Source organism: Streptomyces sp. CA-251387, from assembly GCF_050936625.1.
Classification (GTDB): domain Bacteria; phylum Actinomycetota; class Actinomycetes; order Streptomycetales; family Streptomycetaceae; genus Streptomyces.
Map to the genome: position 1 here is coordinate 785,324 of NZ_JBNJMJ010000001.1, position 19,950 is coordinate 805,273.

Consider the following 19,950-nt stretch of genomic DNA (forward strand, 5'->3'; position numbering starts at 1 on the left):
CCCCCCTCCGCTGTCGCTGGGTACGCTGAGTGATTAAGCCCTTAACCACAAGCCGTCACAGGGCTGTCACCAGCCACCAGACATGGGATGTCAACGGGCCGATGTCGGGGAGCAAAGCTCGCCTCCCTGCGATTAATCTCTGATTCTCCCTCATTCATGGGATGTTCCAGTCGGGATCGTGGTATCTATACCGCGCTACGGCCGAGCTGCTGACACGAACGGCCATCAGCCCCGCTGATTCAGCAATCACTCGCAGAACAGGACGCTGCATGAGAAAGCCTTGGCTTCTACCCATGATCACGCTTGTCGCTGCCGCACTCGGGGCGACAGCAACAGGTGTGACCCCTGCCTCCGCCGCCCCCAACACGCCCTTACGGGTCATGCCGTTGGGCGACTCGATCACCTGGGGTGTCGGAAGCAGCACGGGCAACGGCTACCGGGGGCCGTTGTGGAACAAGCTCGCGGCGAACGGCCACCCGCTGGACTTCGTCGGCACGGGGCGGAACGGTTCGATGTCCGACCCCGACAACGAAGGCCACTCCGGATACCGCATCGACCAGATCGCCGCACTCGCCGACGCCTCACTGACCCGCTACCGGCCCAACGTCGTGACGCTGCACATCGGCACCAACGACCTCCAAGGCGCCTCCGAGGTCGACAGCGCCATCGCCCGGCTGAGGTCGCTGGTCAACCAGATCACCGCCGACGTCCCCGACGCCACCGTCCTCGTCGCCTCCCTGGTCGTGTCCACCAGCGCCTCGGAGGAGCGGTACCGGGGTGCGTACAACCAGGCCATCCCCCGAATCGTCAGCGACGCACAGGCCGCGGGCAAACACGTCGCATACGTCGACATGAGCAGTCTGACCACCGCCGACCTGGCCGACCCCCTGCATCCCAACGACGCGGGCTACCAGAAGATGGCCGACGCCTTCCACCGCGGCGTCCAGGCCGCGGACAGCGCAGGGTGGCTGAGGAACCCCGCCCCCGCCCCCGCGCACGTGCAGTCCGCCATCGCCGGCAAGTGCCTGGACGTCAACGGCGCCAACGCCGCCGACGGGACCGCCGTCCAGACGTGGAGCTGCGGCGACAGCGCCAACCAGTACTGGTCCGCATACACCGACGGCACCCTGCGCTCCCTGGGCAAGTGCCTCGACGCCGCCGGTGGGGGCACCGCCAACGGCACCAAGGTGCAGATCTGGGCCTGCCACGGCGGCGCCAACCAGGTCTGGGAGCCCTACAACGGCGGCTACCGCAACCCCGCCTCCGGCCGTTGCCTCGACGTTCCGGGCTTCTCCACGACCGACGGCACACAGCTCCATCTGTGGGACTGCCACGGCGGCGCCAACCAGAAGTGGACGACTCTGACCGCCGGCTGACCTCCGCTCGCGGGGCCTGAGCCCTTTCCGTGCTCAGGCCCCGGCAGAACACCGGTGGCGGGCACCGCCGGGTACGGCGCCCGCTGTGGCCGGCTCATACACCACCGGCGTCTCCTCAGAGACTTCGACGCCGAGGCGCTGCTGTGCCCAGCCGCAGGGCACCATGGCAGGCGGCGCCCGCCCGTCACTTCCGCGCTGTCGTCCCGAAAGGGAGGGGTTCGCCGGAGCGCAGGTGTTCCCTCAGCCACTGCTCGGTGTTGCTCACGTGGAGCAGCGCGGCCGCCTGGCTGAGGGCGGCGTCACGGGTGGACAGCGCGTTGAAGATCGCCTCGTGTTCGGCGAGAGTGCGGCCCGCGGCCTTGTCGTCGACCAGACCGCGCCAGATGCGGGCGCGCAGGGTGCGGCCGGAGATTCCTTCCAGGAGCGTGAGGAGGGTCTCGTTGCCCGTGGCCGAGACGACGGCGCGGTGAAAGGCGGCATCGTGGGCGTTGAGCTGTTCGACGTCGTCGCAAGCCTCGCGCATGGCGTCCAAGTGCCGCTTCACTTCGGCCAGTTGGGCGTCGGAGATCCGGGTCGCGGCCAGCGCCGTGGCCATCGGTTCCAGGAGCCGCCGTACCTCCATGAGGTCCTGCAGGGCGACCGAGTCGCCCTGCAGGAGTTCCACCGCGCCCCCGAGCCCCTCCAGCAGCAGGCTCGGCTGGAGGCTGGTCACATACGTGCCGTCGCCCCGCCGGACCTCCAGGACCCGCGCGACAGCCAGGGCCTTGACCGCTTCGCGGGCGAGGTTGCGGGACAGGCCCAGTTGCGCGGCCAGGTCCGGCTCCGGTGGGAGCTTCGAGCCCGGAGGCAGGGCGCCGGTCCGGATCAGCTCACGGATCTGCTCGATGGCCTTGTCGGTCAGAGACAACGTGGCTCCCTCCCCCGACCGTGCTCCGCGAGCACGGTCCACCTGATCAGCCCCTGTGCACGGAGATCGTCCCAGAGACCGTCGGGGATGTGCTGATCATGGAGTTCCACGTGCCGTCTGACCTGTTCCGGAGTCCGCATGCCGAGGGTGACGTTGATGATACTGGGGTGGGTGTGAGGGAAGGCGATCGTGGCGGCGGGCAGGCTGGTCCGGTGCGCCTCGCAGACATCGGCGAGGGCCTGGGCGCGGACGACCAAGGTCCGCGGAGCGTCCCGGTAGTCGTACTTCATGGCCTCGGCCGGCCGGTCACGGGAGAGCAGTCCCGAGTTGAACACACCAGCCACCACCACGCTCCTGCCCAGTGCCTGCGCAGCCGGCAGCCCGTCGTACGGCACCGACTTGCCATCCTGCTGTTGCCGCCGACGGCGAGGACCGCCGGGTGGGCGAGGTAGGCGGCCAGGCGGGAAGCGCCGATCCCACCGGTCGGCACGAAGCGCATCCGGCCGAGAAGGCAAGATCTATCCCGTTGGTCCGCGCCGTTGGGTGATCCTAATCGGCCATGAGGGCCTGTCAGACATTCCATGTTTGGGTAGTCGTGCATTGCACCAAACGCGTAGCAAATAGGGCCAACTACCTGGCTGTAAGGCGCTTTTCATCCCTGCACACCGGTTGACATGCCGGGGAGACATGACGGACCTTCATGCGTGACAAGCGGCCCCTGCATTCCCCTGTCCCCTTCTGCACCAGGGATGTCTCCATGTCGAGTTCGATCAACAGACGCCACTTCCTGGCCGGTGCCACCTGCGTGGCCGCGGCGGCCGTTGCCGGAGGGGGGTTCGGTGCCGGTGTCGCCCAGGCTGCGCCCAGCACATACACGCCCGACTGGGACTCGGTCGACCAGCACCCGCCGGCCCCGGAGTGGTTCCAGGACGCGAAGTTCGGGATCTACTTCCACTGGGGCGCCTTCAGCGTCCCCGCCTACGACAACGAGTGGTACCCGCGGAGCATGTACCAGGCGGGCAGCAACGCGAACCGGCATCACATCGCGACCTACGGCCGGCCGTCGGCGTGGCCGTACCACAACTTCATCGACGGGGCACGGGACCTGGCGGGCAACTTCGTGAAGTTCGCGCCGAAGCTGAAGTCGGCCGGCGGGAAGTTCGACCCCGACGAGTGGGTGCAGCTGTTCGTCGACGCCGGCGCCAGGTTCGCGGGCCCGGTCGCCGAGCACCATGACGGCTTCTCCATGTGGGACAGCCAGGTCAACGAGTGGAACTCGGTGAAGAAGGGCCCGGGCCTTGACCTGCTGGGGCTCTTCTCCACGGCCATCCGCGCGAAGGGCCTGAAGCTGCTGGTAGCCATGCACCACGCGTACAACTTCACCGGTTTCTACGAACACGTCGCCGCCCAGACGGAGCCCAGCCTCAAGAAGCTCTACGGGCAGCTGGGTTCGGCCGCGGAGAACCAGCTGTGGTTCGACAAGCTGAAGGAGGTCATCGACCGCGCCCGGCCCGACATCCTGTGGCAGGACTTCAATCTGGACGCCGTTGACGAGCAACAGCGTCTGAACTTCCTGGCGTACTACTACAACCAGGCGAACAGCTGGGGCCGTGAAGTCGTCACCACGTACAAGGACGGCATGAACGGCAAGGGCGAGGTCTTCGACTACGAGCGCGGCGGTCCGGGTGATCTGACCTCCCCGTACTGGCTGACCGACGACAGCATCTCCAGTAGCAGCTGGTGCTACACCCAGGGCATCGGCTACTACACCGTCCAGCAGATGCTGCACTCGTTCATCGACCGGGTCAGCAAGAACGGCAACGTGCTGCTGAACATCGCGCCGATGGCCGACGGCACCATCCCCCAGGCGCAGAAGGACATCCTGCTCGGTATCGGAGACCATCTGAAGCGCTTCGGTGAGTCGGTGTACTCGACGCGCGCCTGGACGGCGTACGGCGAGGGCCCGACGAAGATGGGCGGCGGTTCGTTCACCACCCCGCATGCCGGCACCGCGCAGGACATTCGCTTCACCCGCAACAAGGCCAACACCGTCCTGTACGCCACGGTCCTCGGCTGGCCCGGCAGTTCACTGACGATCAAGACCCTCAGCTCGGACCGGATCAATCTCGCCTCGCTGACCTCGGTGAAGCTCCTCGGCACCACCGCCGGCACCTACATCGACCTGCCCGCGCCGACCCAGAACTCCTCCGGCCTCACGGTCACTCTGCCCTCCTCGGCGCCGTACAGGGCGGGCGCGTACGTCCTGAAGCTCGCCTTCTCCGGCACGATCCCGGGCCTGCGGCCGCTCGTCGGCGCCGTCGCCTTCGCGGACGTCAACTACACCGGCAGCGCCGGCGTGTTCAGCGTCGGCGACCACACCGCGGCCGACCTGACCGCGGCCGGACTGGGCGCGGGCACGCTCTCCTCCCTCCGGCCGGCCCACGGTTACCAGGTGATCGGCTACTCCGGCGACAACTTCACCGGTACCTCCTGGACGTTCACCGCCGAGAACCCCGACCTGCGCGTCACCGGCAACAACGACCGGATCACCTCGCTGAGGGTCCAGTTCAACCCGGCGACGTACTTCCGGATCACCAACGCCACCAACGGACTCGCCCTGGACAGCGGCGGCACCGTGGCCTCCGGGTCCAACCTCAAGCAGTGGACCTGGGACGGCAGCCCCAACCTGCAGTGGCAGGCGGAGCCGGTCGGCGGCGGCTACTACAGGCTGGTCAACCGCACGAACGGCATGGTCGCCGACAGCTGGGGGGCCACCGCCGACGGCTCTCCGGCCAGACAGGCCCCCTGGAACGGCGACACCAACCAGCAGTGGAAGATCACCCACCGGGGCGGCGACCGCTACACGATCGCCAACCGCACCACCGGCCTGGTCCTCGACGGCGGCGGGAACGTCGACTCGGGCTCCGTCACCAAGCAGTGGACGTACGGCAGCAGCTCCAATCTGCTGTGGACCTTCACGGCCGTCTGATCCTCGGGATTCCCGTACGGCGCCTGGCCGCTGCACGGGATCAACCTCCGAGAAACGAGCCCTCCCTGGCCCGCCCGGCACTGAGTCCGGGGCCGCTTCGACCCGAGGCGGTACCGGATACGGCGACAACGGACAGCAGGACGAGCGCGCACGCAGGGCCGAGTACGGTCCAGGGCGCCAGTTCCACGTAGGGCTGGTTCTCCGACAGCAGCCGCCCCCACTCCGGCGTGGGCTGCTGCTCGCCCAGACCGAGGAAGCCGAGGGAGGCCAGCACCAGGACCGTGGTGGGCAGCCGCAACAGGGCGTTGCGCAGGACGGCGGGCAGAACCGCGGGCAGGTAGTGACGGCGCATCAGATGCCGCGGGCCGGCCCCGAACGAGAGCGACGCGAGCATGTGACCGCTGGCCCGTTCCTCTTCGATCAGGGCCGCGGCCTGGGCGGCGTACGGCGTCCATCCGACCAGGCACACCGCGAGCGCGGCACCCCACACGGACGGCCCGGTCACCGCCGTGGTCAACAGTCCGGCGAGAACGGCCGGGAGGGTCGACGCGACCTCCACCAATCCCGCGCTCACGCCTGCCGCGCTGCCGAGCAGCAGCCCGACCAGCACGCTGACCGCCGTCACCGCAAGGGCCACGCCCGCCGTGCGCAGTGCCCCGTGCCCGAGCCGGGCCAGCAGATCACGGCCGAGCGAGTCCGTGCCCAGCGGGTGCGCGGCCGAGGGCGGGAGCAGCCGGGCCGCCGTGTCCACATGGAGGGGATCGCGCAGCAGTCCGGCGATGACCAGGACGAGCAGGGCGACGGCGCAGGCCCCGGCGGTCCAGCGCGTGGAGCACCCTCGGAGGAGGTCCGGCGCGTGCAGGGCGGGCAGAGCTCCGTCCCGCAGGGCGGGGCCGAGCAGGGTGCGACGCAGGGTCTGGATGAGGAGGCCGGCGGCGATACCCAGCAGGATGAGGGCCAGTGTCGCGGTCTGGAGGGGCGGGAGGTCCTGGGCGATGGCGGCGTCCAGGGCCAGGCGGCCGAGCCCGGGAATGTTGAAGATCTTCTCCACCGCGACGGTACCGCCGACCAACCCCACGACGGTCGGCAGGAGTTGCGGGAGGACACCGGCCAGCGTGCGACGCAGCGCATGCCGGGCGATGTGGCCGGGCGCAAACCCGCAGGCGTGCCAGGTCCGGGCCCACGGCTCGTTGAAGGCGGCGGGCAACGACTGGTCGAGCAGACCGCCGATCATCGCCCCGGACGGCACACCGAGGGCGAGCGCGGGCAGCACCATCGACGCCGGCCCCTCCCAGCCGCTGGACGGGAACCAGCCCAGCCACACACCGCACACCGTGGCGAGCAGCGCGGCGAGCAGGAACTTGGGCAGCGCGGCGAGGACGGCCGCCGCGATACCCGCCCGCGCCCGCCGCAGCCGTCGCCGGGAGCCGAGGTACAGAGTGCGGGTGCAGACCAGCGCGGCGACCGCGACCGTGACCAGGAGCACCCCGAGCATCAGCGTCACCGACACCGCGAACGCGGTCGTCACCTGAGGCAGAACCGGTTCGCCCGAGACCCAGGACGTGCCCGCGTCACCGCGCAGCAGCCCGCCCAGCCAGTGCGCGAGATGCGCGAACGGCCCTTCGTCCAGGCCCAGTTGCTCCCGTACCGTCGCCAGCTGCGCGGGGGTCGGGTCCTGGTCGGCGGAGCGGGCACGCAGGACGGTCAGCGCGGGGTCGGTGCCGGACAGCCAGGGCAGCAGGGCCACGGCCGTCAGCAGTGCGACGCCCGCGGTGAGGCGGCCGACGCCCGTGCCCCATGAGGAGCGGCGGGCATGGGCGTCGGCCGATGTCACGCTCATCTACTTCAGGCGCGTGTCGACGTCGATCAGCGACCGCTCGCGCGGGTCGAGGAGCACGCCCTCGGCATCGGGGCTGACGCCCTGCACGACCCTCTCGTGGACCAGCGGCACGACGGCGTCCGTGCGCAGGATCTCGGCCTCGGCCCGCATGGTCTTCTGCTGCCGCTGCGTGGTGTCGCCTTCCTCAGCGGCGGCCTTGATGGCCTGGTCGACCTTGGCGTCCTTCAGACCCGCGATGTTGTAGACGCCGTCGCTGGTGAAGTCGCTCGCGAGGTAGGCGACCGCGTCACCGGTGTCGAGGAGCGTCACCCGCGAGAAGACGAGCGCGTCGTACTTGCCCGCGAGGAGGTCGGCCTCCATCTGCGTGTACTCGCGCACGTCCTGCTTCACCGTGAACCCGGCCTTCTCCAGCTGCTGCTGCAGCACGGTCGCGGCCTCGGGCAGTTCGGCGCGGTTGGTGTAGGTGGCCAGCCGCAGGGTCTTGCCCTTGGTGTTGGCCTTCACCTGCGCGGTGTTCGCGGCCTTCGCGCGGCCGGTCACCGTGACGCGCTCGTCGGCCGCCCAGGGAACCGCCGGCCCGAACAGGCCCTGCGCGCGGTCGGCGTACCCGCCGAATACCGAGTCGACGAGGGCGGAACCGTCCACGGCCTCACGGGCGGCCGCCCGGAGCGCGGCGTCGGTGAAGATGCCGCTTCGGGTGTTGAGGATCAGGCTGTCGGTCCGCACGGACGGGACTTCGTGGCGGGTGTCCTTCTCCAGCAGCTTCGCCTGGGCGGTGGGAATCCACTCGGCGATGTCGACGTCGCCGCTGCGCAGGGCGTTGGCGCGGGCGGTGCCGTCGGCGATCCACGTGACGTCGATGCCGGACGCCTTGGCCTTGCCGCCCCAGTAGCCGTCGTAGCGGTCGAGCGTGGCCTTGGACTTCCCGGTGAGCTTGGTGATCTCGAAGGGACCGGTGCCGGTGCCGACCGGGCTGACGGCGCCCTCCTTGCCGTACGCATTGGGGGCGAGGATGCCCAGCGCGGGGCTGGCCAGCCGCAGCGGGAGCACCGGGTCGGCCGTCTTCGTGGTGATCGTGACGGTGTCGGCGTCCTCTGCCTTCGCGGTGAGGGTCACGTCGCTCAGGACACGGGGCTTGGGTTCGGCGGCGCCCGCGTGGTCGAGCGCGTTGACGACGGACTCGGCGGTGACCTCGGTGCCGTCCTGGAAGGTGGCCTTGCGCAGTTCGAAGGTCCAGGCGGTGTCGTTCTTCTGCTTCCAGGACTTCGCCAGCGCGGGCGCGGCGGCGCCGTCCTTGTCCAGCGCGGTGAGGCCTTCGGCCACGGAGAGCTTGCTCAGCACGGTGGCGTCGTTGCTGTACGGGGACAGCGCCTGCACCGGCGGCACGGCGAGGGCCACGCGCAGCCGCCCGCCCGATCCGCCCTTGTCGCCCGTACCCGAGCCATCTTCCCCTGACACGAAACAGCCGGCCAGCAACGGAGTGAGAGCAAGCACCGTGACGAGACGGCGGGGGGTCGTACGCATGGAGGTCCTGTCGCGCGGGATAAGGGGGATCTGACCCCCTTGCACGCCAGCGGATCGAGGGGGCCGCGTCAGCATATAAGGCGAGCCTTACTTGATCTACCTCGATAGGTGAAATCTCAACCAATGGAACTCATGAAGGGCCGTTCGGCATACCTGCGGCCGTCAGACCAGGGCTTGGCGGGCTCCCGCGACCGCCTCGGGCCGGAGCAGGTCGGCGAGGGTCTCGGCGGGCAACAGGCCCCTCTCCAGGACGAGTTCGGCCACGCCCCGGCCGCTGGCGAGGGCCTCCTTGGCGATGTCGGTGGCGGCCGTGTAGCCGATGTGCGGGTTGAGGGCGGTGACCAGGCCGATGGAGTTCTCCACGGTCCGGCGCAGCGCCTCGGTGTTGGCGGTGATGCCGTCCACGCAGCGCTCGGCGAGGGTCACACAAGCGGCCCGCAGGTGGGTGATCGACTCCGACAGGGAGTGCAGGATGATCGGCTCGAAGGCGTTGAGCTGGAGCTGTCCGGCCTCGGCCGCCATGGTGATGGCGACGTCGTTGCCGATCACCTCGAAGGCGACCTGGTTGACCACCTCGGGGATCACCGGGTTGACCTTGCCCGGCATGATCGACGAACCGGCCTGCACCGGCGGCAGATTGATCTCACCAAGACCCGCACGCGGCCCCGACGACAGCAGCCGCAGGTCGTTGCAGCTCTTGGACAGCTTGACGGCGATCCGCTTGAGCACGCCGGACATCTGCACGAACGCCCCGCAGTCCTGGGTCGCCTCGACCAGGTTGGCGGCCGTGACCAGCGGCAACCCCGTGATCTCGGAGAGGTGGCGGCGCGCCGACTCGGCATACCCGGCGGGTGCGTTGAGCCCGGTACCAATCGCCGTGGCACCCAGGTTGATCTCATGGATCAACTCGACCGCCTCGGCAAGACGGGACCGGTCCTCGTCAATCATGACCGCATACGCCGAGAACTCTTGACCGAGCGTCATCGGCACCGCGTCCTGCAACTGTGTACGGCCCATCTTGAGCACGTCACGGAACTCGACGGCCTTACGGGCGAAGGCGTCCTGCAGGACAAACATCGCCTTGAGCAACCCGCGCACCGCGAACACCGTCGCAATCTTGACCGCCGTGGGGTAGACGTCATTGGTGGACTGGCCCAGGTTGACGTCCTCATTGGGGTGCAGGTACCGGTACTGCCCCTTGGTGTGGCCCAGCAGCTCCAACGCCCGGTTGGCCACGACCTCGTTGGCGTTCATGTTCGTCGAGGTGCCGGCGCCGCCCTGGATGACGTCGACCACGAACTGGTCGTGCAGCTTGCCGCTACGGATCTCCCGGCAGGCCGCGACGATCGCGGCGGCCTTCTCCGGCGCCAGCAGCCCAAGCTCCTCGTTCGCGAGGGCCGCGGCCTCCTTGACGGCGGCGAGGGCATCGATGAGGTGCGGGTAGGCGGAGATCGGCGTCCCGCTGATGGGGAAGTTCTCCGTGGCGCGCAGGGTGTGGACACCCCAGTACGCCTCGGCGGGGACGTCACGGTCGCCGAGCAGATCGTGTTCGCTACGGGTGACGACGGTCATGAGGCTGGGGCCTTCTCTCGGGAGGCATGGTGGGGGGCCTTCGCGCACCGGCGCGGAAGGCCCCCGTGGTGTCACCGGTGTCGGTGCCTGCTCAGAGCAGGCGATCCTTCGCCTTGTAGTAGGCGCCGCCGAACGGGAGGAACCAGGCAGTGCCGTTGTAGAAGGGGACGGGCACCTTCGGGAAGCCGAAGCCGCGCATCGGGTTGGCCTCGGGGTTGCCGTCCATCATCTCGGCGACCGCGCGGCCCATGTAGGTGGCCATCTGGACGCCGTGGCCGCAGTAACCCATCGAGTAGTACAGGCCGTTGACCTCACCCGCGTGCGGGATGCGGTCCCAGGAGAAGCCGACCATTCCGCCCCACACGTAGTCGATCCTCACCCCCGCCAGCTGCGGGAAGATCTCGGTCATCTCCCGCTTGAGGATGTCACCGCTCTTGATGTCGGAGGCCGGGTTGGAGGGGGCGAAGCGGGCCCGGCCGCCGAAGGCGAGGCGGTTGTCCGGGGTGAGGCGGACGTAATGGCCGACATTCTTGTGGGCGACCAGCAGGCGGCCGTTCGGGATGAGCTCCTTGGCGCGCGCCTCCCCCAGTGGCTCGGTGACGATGATGAAGCTGCCGACGTTGATCAGCCGCTTCCGGAACCACGGCATCGACTTGTCGGTGTAGGCGTCCGTCGCCGCCATGACCTGCTTGGCACGGATGGTGCCGTGCAGGGTCTCCACCAGGAAGCCGCCGCCAGGGAGGCGGGTGAGGCCGGTGGCCGCGTTGCGCTCGTGGATCTCGGCGCCGGCACGCTCGGCGGCGTCTGCCAGGCCGCCGACGAACTTGCCCACATGCAGGCCCGCGCTGAGCGGGTCGAGCAGGGCGCCGTGGTAGTAGTCCGAGCCCAGCTCGGCCCGCAGTTCGCTCTTGCTCAGGACGACCGTCTCGTGGCCGAAGTTCTCGGCCAGGTCGCGCTGTTTGGCCCGCAGGCCCTCGAAGTGCTGGGGCTTGCAGACCAGGCCGAGGCGCCCGGAGCGGTTGAAGTCGCAGTCGATCTGCTCCTTCTGCGTGAGGTCCTCGACGACGTCGACCGCCTCGCGGAAGGCGTTGTACAGCTCGAGTGCGCGCTCCTGGCCGTAGCGCTTGCGCGCCTCGGCGGGGCTGATGGTGATGCCCTGGGTACACATGCTGCCGTTGCGCCCGGAGGCGCCCGAGCCGACCTTGTCCTTTTCCACGAGGACGACCCGGGCACCCTTGCGGGCGGTGTGGTAGGCGGTGGACAGCCCGGTGAGGCCGCCGCCGATCACCACCACGTCCGCCTCGTCGGGCAGGTCCTTTCCGGAACGGTCGGGCAGAGCGGGGGCTGTGTCCAGCCAGTAGGGGATCTGCTTCATGGCGTGCGTCCTCTGTGTTTCTCGGTCCTGGTTCGCCGTCAGACCTTCGGTCAGCAGCCGAGCAGCTTCGGCAGGCCCGACAGGTCGCGCAGTTCGTCGTACGGCTGGTAGTCGGCGCTGCCGGGACGGCCGTACCGGTTGATCCACACCCGGCGCTTCAGGCCGAGGTCGCGGGTCGGGATGTGGTCGTACTCCCAGCCCTGGGCGGTGTGGATGACCTGAGACGGCTGGACGCCCATGGTCTTGAAGGCGTGCTCGAACGTCTGCCGGTCCGGCTTGTAGGCGCCGGCCTGCTGGGCGGTGATGACGTAGTCGAACTCGACGCCGATGTTCTCGACGTTCCGCGCGATGAGGTTGTCGTCGGTGTTGGAGATGATGGCGATCTCGTAGCGCGACTTCAGGGCGCGCAGGGCGTCCGGGACCTCCGGGAAGGGACCGAAGGTGGGGACGGCCTCGACGAGGGCGTCGCCGTCGGACTCGCGGTACTCCAGGCCGTGCAGGCGCATGGCGTTGCGCAGGCTGGAGTGCAGGATCTCGTGGTAGGGGCGGTAGGCCTCCAGGACGGCCTGGAAGCGCATGACACGGAAGTCGTCCAGGAACTCGTCGACGTCCAGGTTGTCCAGGTTCAGCCGGTCGGAGATGACCTTCAGGGTGGTGGGGCCGAGTTGGAAGTCGACCAGGGTTCCGTAGGCGTCGAAAGTGACGATCTCTCGCATGGTGTTCAACCTCGATCTCGCGTATTTCCGGAGGGAGTGGGGGGCTTCAGACGACGCGTTCGCCGGGGGTGACGATCGCGTCCAGCGCGGCCAGGTCGGCCGGGCCGGGGATCCAGTCGGCCGCCGCCGCGTTGGCGGTGACCTGTTCGGGTGTCATGGCGCCGCAGATGACGGAGCCGACGGCGGGCAGGGCCGCCAGTGCGCCGACCGCGACCTGGAGGAGGGTCAGGCCGCGTTCGGCACCGTACGCGGTGAGCGCTTCGACCCTGTCGAGGGCCGCGTCGGTGAGCCAGCCTTGGCGCCAGGACAGGCGGCTGCCGGGCGGGGGCTCCTTGCCGCGCCGGTATTTGCCGCTGAGCAGGCCGTTGGCCAGGGGGTAGTACGGCAGCAGGCCGACGCCATGGCGCAGGCAGGCGGGGACAAGGTCGCTCTCCACACTGCGGTCGAGCAGGTGGTGGCGGGCCTGGGTGGAGACGAAGGCGTCGGTGAGCTGCTCGGCCGGGAGATTGGAGCAGCCGATGTACCGGATCTTGCCGTTGTCGACCAGTTCCCGGAGAGCGGCAACCGTCTCCTCCAGTGGCGTGACGCCGTCCGGCTCGTGGTACTGGTACAGGTCGATCCGGTCGGTGCCGAGCCGGCGCAGTGATGCCTCGACGGCGTACCGGATGTAGGGGCGGGCGCCCCGCCGGCCGTACGGGTCGGCCTCGGGTCCCATCTCCATGCCGAACTTGGTGGCCAGGACGACGTCGTCCCGGTGGCCCTTCAGCGCGGCGCCCAGGAGCCGTTCGCCGTCGCCGCGTGCACCGCCGCGTTCGCCGAACCCGCCGTACATGTCGGCGGTGTCGAACAGGGTGATCCCGGCGTCGAGGGCCGCGTGGACGACGGCCCTCGTGCCCTCCTCGTCGAGGCGGGCGCCGAAGTTGTTGCCGCCGACGCCAACGACCGAGACGGTCGGTCCGCGTGCCCCCAGGGTGCGGTACCTCATGACCGGCTCCCGAATCCGATGCAGACGTTCTTCGTCTGCGTGTAGCCGGCCAGGGCCTCCAGGCCCTTCTCCCGGCCCCAGCCGCTGTGTTTGTAGCCGCCGAAGGGCAGTTCGACGCCGGTGCCGACGCCGGTGGCGTTGACGGAGACCTGGCCGGCCCGGATGCCCTCGGCCAGGCGCATCGCCTTGTCGATGTCGCGGGTCCAGACGTAGGAGGACAGGCCGTACGGGCTGTCGTTGGCGATCGCCAGCGCCTGGTCCGCGTCGTCGAACTCGATGACCGTGATGACGGGACCGAAGATCTCCTCGCGGGCGCACCGGGCATCGTTCGTCAGGCCGGTGAGGACGGTCGGCTCGACGTAGTTGCCGTCGGCCAGCTCCGGGTCGGACGGCGCACCGCCTCCCACGCGGACCGTGGCACCCTCCTGCCGGGCCAGCTCCAGGTAGCCCAGCACCCGGTCGCGCTGCCGGGCGGCGACCAGCGGACCGATGTCCGGGTCGGTCAGGCCGGGGCCGACGCGCAGGGCTGCGACCTTCTCGACCAGCCGGTCCAGGAACTCCTCGGCGCCACGCTGGAGCAGTAGCCGCGTCCCCGCCGAGCACATCTGTCCGGCGTTGCTGAACGAGGCGCCCATGATCGCCTTGAGCGCCAGGTCGAAGTCGGCGTCGGCGAAGACGATGAAGGGGGACTTGCCGCCCAGCTCGGTGACCGAGGGCACCACATTGGCGGCCGCGGCCTGGGCGACCTTGATGCCGGTCGGGACCGATCCGGTGAAGGTCACCTGGTCGATGTCCGGGTGGCCGGCGAGGGCCGCGCCGGTCTCGCCGTCGCCGGGGACGACGTTGAGCACTCCCGGCGGAAGTCCGCACTCCAGGGCGATCCGGCCGATCTCCATCGGGGTGAGCGGGGCTTCGGGCGACGGCTTGAGCACCACCGTGCAGCCTGCCGCCAGTGCGGGAGCGGAGCCCCTCGCGGTGTTCTGCAGCGGGTAGTTGAACGGAATGATCTGGCCGGAGACACCGATGGGCTCACGGACGGTGTAGTCGATCAGGCCGGGGCCGAGAGGGATCGTCGTGCCGACCAGCTTGTCGGCGACGCCCGCGTAGAACTCGAAGTAGCGGGCCGCCGCCTCGACATCGGCCTTGGCCTGGCTGAGCGGCTTGCCGACGTCCTGGCTCTCCAGACGGGCCAGCCGCTCACCCTGGTAGCGGATGGCCTCGGCGATCCGGTACAGGATCCTGCCCCGGTCAGCGGCACGCATCCGGGCCCACTCCGGCGTCGTGAACGCCGCTCGTGCCGCGGCCACCGCCTGGTCCACGTCCGCCTTGCCTGCCAGCGCCACCTGGGCGATGGGCGTGCCGTCGGAGGGGTCGAGGACGGTGAAGGAGCGTCCGTCGGCGGCGGGGATCTGCTTGCCGTCGATCAGCAGGTCGGTCAGCTGCGGTTCGTCGCTCATGGCCGCATCTCCCCCAGCACCTCGCCGAAGATGACGACCTCGTCGCCCGGACGGACCGTGCGGATCCGGCGCACCCAGAGCACGATGCCGTCCTGCGGGGCGGTGACCTCCTCCAGCGTGTTGCCGTAGTGGTCGGTGATGGTGGCGATCAGGTCGCCTTCCTTGCAGGTCTCCCCCGGCTCGGCGCGGGCGACGAAGAAGCCGCCTGCGGCGGAGCGCGCGAAGGTGCCGGAGACGGTCGTGTAGGTGTCCCGCAGCTTCGCCTCGCCGTCGATCATGCCGAGGCTGCGCAGGATGTTGCGGATCGAGTTCATGTGGTGCCCGACGTTGGTCTCGCGGTACGTGGCGCCACCGCACTCGATGGTGATGGCGGGCTTGCCGGCCGCGAGAACGGGGTGGCGGACCGTGCCGCCCCACTTGCCGCCCTTCCAGACCAGCTCGTGCCCGGCGGCGAGGGCGAGGTCCGTCGCCAGGTCCTCGTAACCGCCCTGGAGGATCACCAGCGGGGCGATCTCGCCGTAGGCGCCACCGGTGTGCAGGTCGACCACGGCGTCGACGGCCGGGACGACCTGCTCGACGAAGGTGGCGGCCAGACGCTGCGAGTACGAGCCCTCCGCGTCGCCCGGGAAGATGCGGTTGAGGTTGAGGTGGTCGATGCCGCTCGCGCGGGCGGCGGCCTCGAAGGCCGGGGTGTTCATGCAGGGGATGCCGACGACGGTGCCGCGCAGGGTGGCCGGTTCGAGCTCGGCAAGGACACGCCGGATGGCCTCCTGGCCGTCGTACTCGTCGCCGTGCACGCCCGCGTCCACGCACAGGACCGGGCCGTCCTGGCTGCCGTTGACGGCGATCAGCGGAATGCCGAGCTCCACGCCGTAGCTGCTGGTGCCGACCGGGATCAGGCCCTGGGCGCGCTCGCCGGGGGCGACGGTCAGCGGACCGATGGAGTACATGTCGTTCCTTTCCAATACGTGCATGCGTGGATCACAGGCGGGCGGACGCCTCGGCGAGAGTGCCCGCGATGATCGCGGCGATACGGTCGAGGACAGCGCGGTCGCTGATCAGCGGGGGCGCGATCTGGACCAGCGGCGCGGAGCGGTCGTAGACGCGGGCCAGCAGGCCGGCCTCGCGCAGTCGGCGCGGGATCAGGTCGACAATGAGGTCCTTGCGGGCGGTGTCGCTGAAGGCGCCGCCGTCGAGGTCGCCGACGAGCTGACAGGAGTAGAAGAACCCGGTGCCGCGGACGTCGCCCACGATCGGCAGGTCCGTGAGCGCTGCCATGCGCTTGGCCAAGTCGCCCTGGAGAGCGCGGACGTTGTCCAGGATCCGGTCCCGCTCCATGATCTCCAGGTTGCGCAGGGCGATGGCCGTGCTCAGCGGGTGCCCGGCGAAGGTGTAGCCGTGGTTGAGGACCGCGCCGGGCCGGTTGATGACCTCGGTGACCTTGGTGCCGACCAGGGTCGCGCCCAGCGGGGCGTATCCCGCGGTGATGCCCTTTGCGACGGTGACCATGTCCGGGCGGGCGCCGTAGCGGTCACCACCGAACCACTCCCCGAGGCGGCCGAACGCCGTGATCACCTCGTCGGCGACGAGCAGGAAGCCGTACCGGTCGCTCAGCGCCCGCAGCCCCTGCCAGTAGCCGTGGGGCGGGGTGATGCAGCCGCCCCGGTTCTGCACCGGCTCGGCGATCAGCATGGCAATCGTCTCCGGGCCCTCGGCCAGGATCGTGGCTTCCAGCTCGGCGAGCAGCCAGGCCGTGTAGACCTCGTCGTCCGCGAATTCCGGTGCGAGGCCGTAGCGGTTGGTGTTGGACACGAACCGGGTGTCGATCGCCGGCGGGCCGTACGGCTCCGTCAGGCCGGGGTCGTCGTTGAACGACAGCGTGCCGACGGTCAGCCCGTGGTAGGCGACGCGCCGGGCGATCGCCTTGACCCGGCCCGGCTCCCCGCGCAGGGCGTGGTAGCTGCGGGCGAGTTTCCAGGCCGTCTCGACGGCTTCGGCGCCACCGCTGGCGAAGAAGGTGTGCTCGATGTCGACAGGTGCGATCCGGGACAGCCGCTCGGCGAGTTCGATCGCCGTGGGGTGCGCGGAGCCGGTCCACAGCGGGCTGTAGCACAGCTCTCGCAGCTGCTTCTCCGCCGCCTCGGCGAACTCGGGGCCGTAGGAGTAGCCGAGCTGGCAGCAGTACAGCCCCGACAGGCCGTCGATGTAGCGGTTGCCGTCCGCGTCGTCGACGTACGGTCCCTCACCGCGGCTGACGACGAACAGTTCCTGGCCCGGCATCGCGAGCGATCCGTTGGCGGTCATGTTCAGCAGCAGGTGCCGCTGAGCGGTGGCGATCACAGGGCCTCACCTCCGGGGGCGGCGACCCCGGTCGCGGTCTCGACGGACAGCAGGGAGTCCTGCCGCCCGGAACCGAGCCAGCGCACCAGGGCCACCAGGCCCAGGGCGAGGACCGCGAACGCGATCAGGATCGCGCTGACCGCGGTCACGCTGGGGTCGATCTCGAAGGTCAGCGAGTTGTAGATCTGCACCGGCAGGGTGACGGTGTCGACCGAGGAGAGGAACTGGGAGATGTAGAACTCGTCGAAGCTGGTGATGAAGGAGAAGATCGCTGCCGCGATCATTCCCGGCGCGGCGAGGGGGAAGGTGATGCGCCGGGCGATCGTCAGACGTCCGGCGCCCATGCTGGCCGCGGCGTCCTCCAACCGCTCGTCGATCCCGCGCAGGGTCGCGATCAGGATCAGCACCGCGATCGGCGAAGCCAGCACGGTGTGCCCCAGGGCGATCGCGATCGGGCTGCCCAGCATCGCAGCGGGCTCGAAGAGCAGGAACAGGCCCAGCGCGGTGACGATCTGTGGGATGACCAGCGGTCCGAGGACCAGGGCGTAGACCGCCGAGCGCAGCGGCAGTTCGCTGCGGGTCAGGGCGGTCGCCGCCGTCACGCCGATGATCAGCGAGAACACGGTGCTCAGGGCGGCGACCAGGGCGCTCAGGGAGAGCGCGGCCGGCCACTTGCTGCCGTCGGCGAACAGCGCCTTGTACCAGTTCAGCGTCCACGCGTCCGGCGGGAACGACGCGAACGCGTTGCCGCTGAAGGAGGTGACGAGGATGACGACTATCGGCATCGCCAGGAACAGCAGGATCACTGTGGCGACCGCGGTCAGGACGATCCGTCCAACGAGGCTGCTGCGCAGTTCCATCATGACGTGCTCCTCTTCTTGGCGCTGGCGCCGAGGGAGCTGATGAGCTTGACCAGCAGCAGTCCGGCGAAGGTGAGCAGCAGCAGGATGACGCCCTGAGCGGCCGCCCCGTTCCACTGGTTCTCCTTCGTCACCTGCTGGTTGATGAGGGTGGCGATCATCGTCTGGTTGGGTCCGCCCATCAGGGCCGGGGTGATGTAGTAGCCCAGCGACAGGATGAAGCTGAGCAGTCCGGCACTGGCCAGGCCGGGTGCGACCAGGGGCAGGTAGACGCGGCGGAAGATCGTCACGCGTCCCGCGCCCATGCTGGCCGCGGCCGCGAGCAACCTGCGGTCCACACCGCGCATCACGCCGTACAGCAGCAGCACGGTGTAGGGCAGCATCATGGAGGTGGTGCCGATGACCACGCCGAGTTCGTTGTAGAGCAGCTGGTACGGCGCCCCGGGTGCCGACATGGCGGCCAGGGTCTCGTTCACCAGGCCCCTGTCGCCGAGCATGATGATCCAGCCGTAGGTGCGCACCAGGGCGCTGATGAAGTGTGGGACGACGACGATCAGCATGGCCAGGCCGGCCCACAGGGGCTTGAGCCGGGAGATCGCGTTGGCCAGGAGGAACCCGAAGACGAGGCTCAGCAGAGCCGTCTCGGCGGAGATCCGCAGGGTGGTGATCAGGACGGAGAGGTTGACGCCGGTCAGCGCGTCGGCGTACCAGTGCAGCGTGAACGAGCCGTCGGCGTTCTTCAGGCTGAGGAGCAGCGTGCTGAAGATCGGGTAGATGAACAACACCAGCAGGTAGACGACGACGGGCAGCGCGTAGAGGATGCCGACCCGGGTCTTGCGCGAGGCCAGGAGTTTGCGCGGACGGGCGGGGGCCGTGGTGGTGAGGGCGGCCATGGCTCACCCTCCCTGTTCGGTGGGGAAGAGGTTGACGTCGTCCGGGTCGGCGGTGATCCCGATCCGCTCGCCGGTGACGGGGCCGCGGCCGGCCGGTACCTCCAGGCGCAGCGGCGGCGCGTCATCGCCGTCGACCCGCACACCGGCGCGGACCAGAGTGCCCACGTACGTGGCGCTCTCCACCGTGCCGGTACAGAAGCCGTCGTCGGTGGCGCAGGCCCGCAGTCGGCCCGGCTGGACGGCGACCTTGACCTGGGCGCCGGGGACGAGGTCATGGCAGCGCGCCTTCAGCAGGCCGCCACTCTTGTCGAGGCGGACCAGGGTGTGCTCGTCGGTGTGCTGCTCAACGCGGCCCGGCAGGAAGTTGGCCGCGCCGAGGAAGTCCGCGACGAAGGGGGTCCTCGGCCGCTCGAACAGCTCCCGGGGAGAGTCGAACTGCTCGATCAGGCCATTGCGCATCACCGCGATGCGGTCGGACATGACCAGCGCCTCTTCCTGATCGTGCGTCACGTAGATGACGGTCAGGCCGAGTTCCTGCTGGATGGTCTTGATCTCGACCTGGAGCTGGTCGCGGAGCTTCTTGTCCAGGGCGCCGAGCGGCTCGTCCATGAGGATGACCGGCGGGCGGTAGACCAGTGCCCGGCACAGGGCGACACGCTGCTGCTGACCACCGGACAGCTCGCGCGGCTTGCGGCCGCCGAAGCCGGACAGGCCGGCGATCTCCAGCGTCTCCCCGACCCGCCTGCGGATCTCGTCCTTCGGCACTCCGCGCAGCGTGAGCGGGAAGGCGACGTTCTCCTGCACGGTCATGTGCGGGAAGAGCAGGTACTGCTGGAAGACGAAACCGAGGTTCCGCTTCTGCGGGGCGAGCCTGGTGACGTCGCGGCCCCCGACGGTGATGGTGCCGGAGTCGGGTTCGCAGAACCCCGCGATCATCATCAGGGTCGTGGTCTTGCCCGACCCGGAGGAGCCGAGGAAGGTGACGAACTCCCCGGCCGCGATCTCCATGGACGCCTCGTCGACGGCGACGACGTCCCCGTACGTCTTGCGCAGGGCCACCACCGACAGCGCCTGGCCGGTTGAGGCGGCCGACTTACCGCCCGCCACCTTCACGGA

At 69.5% G+C, this 19,950-nt stretch carries 15 protein-coding genes and 1 pseudogene; 2 read left to right on the forward strand and 14 right to left on the reverse strand.

The window, feature by feature from the left end; genetic code table 11:
• Positions 1-269 precede the first annotated feature (269 nt).
• Positions 270-1,376, forward strand: a complete 1,107-nt coding sequence (locus ACQEV2_RS03495) for a ricin-type beta-trefoil lectin domain protein (RefSeq protein ID WP_433036405.1) — start codon at positions 270-272, stop codon at positions 1,374-1,376.
• Between the two features lie 184 nt (positions 1,377-1,560).
• On the opposite strand, the gene ACQEV2_RS03500 is transcribed toward ACQEV2_RS03495, so the two are convergent.
• Together ACQEV2_RS03500 and ACQEV2_RS03505 are read right to left on the reverse strand one after the other, a co-directional pair.
• On the reverse strand, positions 1,561-2,283 hold the full coding sequence (locus tag ACQEV2_RS03500) for a FadR/GntR family transcriptional regulator (RefSeq protein WP_433036407.1): 723 nt from the start codon (positions 2,281-2,283) through the stop codon (positions 1,561-1,563).
• Positions 2,274-2,669 (reverse strand): annotated as a pseudogene (locus tag ACQEV2_RS03505) (aldo/keto reductase); the annotation flags it as partial. The gene ACQEV2_RS03500 and the pseudogene ACQEV2_RS03505, both read right to left, overlap by 10 nt.
• 371 nt (positions 2,670-3,040) lie before the next feature.
• Here ACQEV2_RS03505 and ACQEV2_RS03510 point away from each other — a divergent pair.
• The gene (locus tag ACQEV2_RS03510; protein ID WP_433036409.1) at positions 3,041-5,272 is read left to right on the forward strand and encodes an alpha-L-fucosidase; all 2,232 of its coding nucleotides are present in this window, start codon (positions 3,041-3,043) and stop codon (positions 5,270-5,272) included.
• A gap of 40 nt (positions 5,273-5,312) precedes the next feature.
• Here the strand turns inward: ACQEV2_RS03510 and ACQEV2_RS03515 are convergent, their stop codons facing one another.
• From ACQEV2_RS03515 to ACQEV2_RS03570, 12 genes are all read right to left on the reverse strand, one after another.
• A complete protein-coding gene (locus ACQEV2_RS03515; protein ID WP_433036411.1) occupies positions 5,313-7,112 on the reverse strand; it encodes an ABC transporter permease subunit in 1,800 nt (599 codons plus the stop codon).
• Complete coding sequence (locus ACQEV2_RS03520; RefSeq protein ID WP_433036413.1) at positions 7,113-8,636, reverse strand: ABC transporter substrate-binding protein; 1,524 nt, start codon at positions 8,634-8,636, stop codon at positions 7,113-7,115.
• Positions 8,637-8,798: 162 nt separating this feature from the next.
• A complete protein-coding gene (gene aspA / locus ACQEV2_RS03525; RefSeq protein WP_433036415.1) occupies positions 8,799-10,208 on the reverse strand; it encodes an aspartate ammonia-lyase in 1,410 nt (469 codons plus the stop codon).
• A 91-nt stretch (positions 10,209-10,299) separates the two neighbouring features.
• A complete protein-coding gene (locus ACQEV2_RS03530) occupies positions 10,300-11,583 on the reverse strand; it encodes an NAD(P)/FAD-dependent oxidoreductase (RefSeq protein ID WP_433036417.1) in 1,284 nt (427 codons plus the stop codon).
• Between the two features lie 50 nt (positions 11,584-11,633).
• Positions 11,634-12,299, reverse strand: a complete 666-nt coding sequence (locus ACQEV2_RS03535; protein ID WP_433036419.1) for a haloacid dehalogenase type II — start codon at positions 12,297-12,299, stop codon at positions 11,634-11,636.
• 46 nt (positions 12,300-12,345) lie between these two features.
• Positions 12,346-13,284, reverse strand: a complete 939-nt coding sequence (locus ACQEV2_RS03540) for an aldo/keto reductase (protein ID WP_433036421.1) — start codon at positions 13,282-13,284, stop codon at positions 12,346-12,348.
• Positions 13,281-14,741 carry an aldehyde dehydrogenase family protein gene (locus tag ACQEV2_RS03545; protein WP_433036423.1) on the reverse strand — a complete coding sequence of 487 codons (1,461 nt, stop codon included), beginning with the start codon at positions 14,739-14,741 and terminating at the stop codon, positions 13,281-13,283. The genes ACQEV2_RS03540 and ACQEV2_RS03545 overlap by 4 nt, the downstream gene beginning before the upstream one ends.
• The gene (locus tag ACQEV2_RS03550; protein WP_433036425.1) at positions 14,738-15,691 is read right to left on the reverse strand and encodes a succinylglutamate desuccinylase/aspartoacylase family protein; all 954 of its coding nucleotides are present in this window, start codon (positions 15,689-15,691) and stop codon (positions 14,738-14,740) included. The genes ACQEV2_RS03545 and ACQEV2_RS03550 overlap by 4 nt, the downstream gene beginning before the upstream one ends.
• Before the next feature lie 31 nt (positions 15,692-15,722).
• Positions 15,723-17,045: an aminotransferase class III-fold pyridoxal phosphate-dependent enzyme gene (locus ACQEV2_RS03555; RefSeq protein WP_433054167.1), complete on the reverse strand. Its 1,323-nt coding sequence runs from the start codon at positions 17,043-17,045 to the stop codon at positions 15,723-15,725.
• 32 nt (positions 17,046-17,077) lie between these two features.
• A complete protein-coding gene (locus tag ACQEV2_RS03560; RefSeq protein WP_433036427.1) occupies positions 17,078-17,944 on the reverse strand; it encodes an ABC transporter permease in 867 nt (288 codons plus the stop codon).
• Positions 17,941-18,834: an ABC transporter permease gene (locus tag ACQEV2_RS03565; RefSeq protein WP_433036429.1), complete on the reverse strand. Its 894-nt coding sequence runs from the start codon at positions 18,832-18,834 to the stop codon at positions 17,941-17,943. The genes ACQEV2_RS03560 and ACQEV2_RS03565 overlap by 4 nt, the downstream gene beginning before the upstream one ends.
• A gap of 3 nt (positions 18,835-18,837) precedes the next feature.
• Entirely contained in the window at positions 18,838-19,947 is a 1,110-nt protein-coding gene (locus ACQEV2_RS03570; protein WP_433054170.1) for an ABC transporter ATP-binding protein, read from the reverse strand.
• Positions 19,948-19,950: the final 3 nt, after the last annotated feature.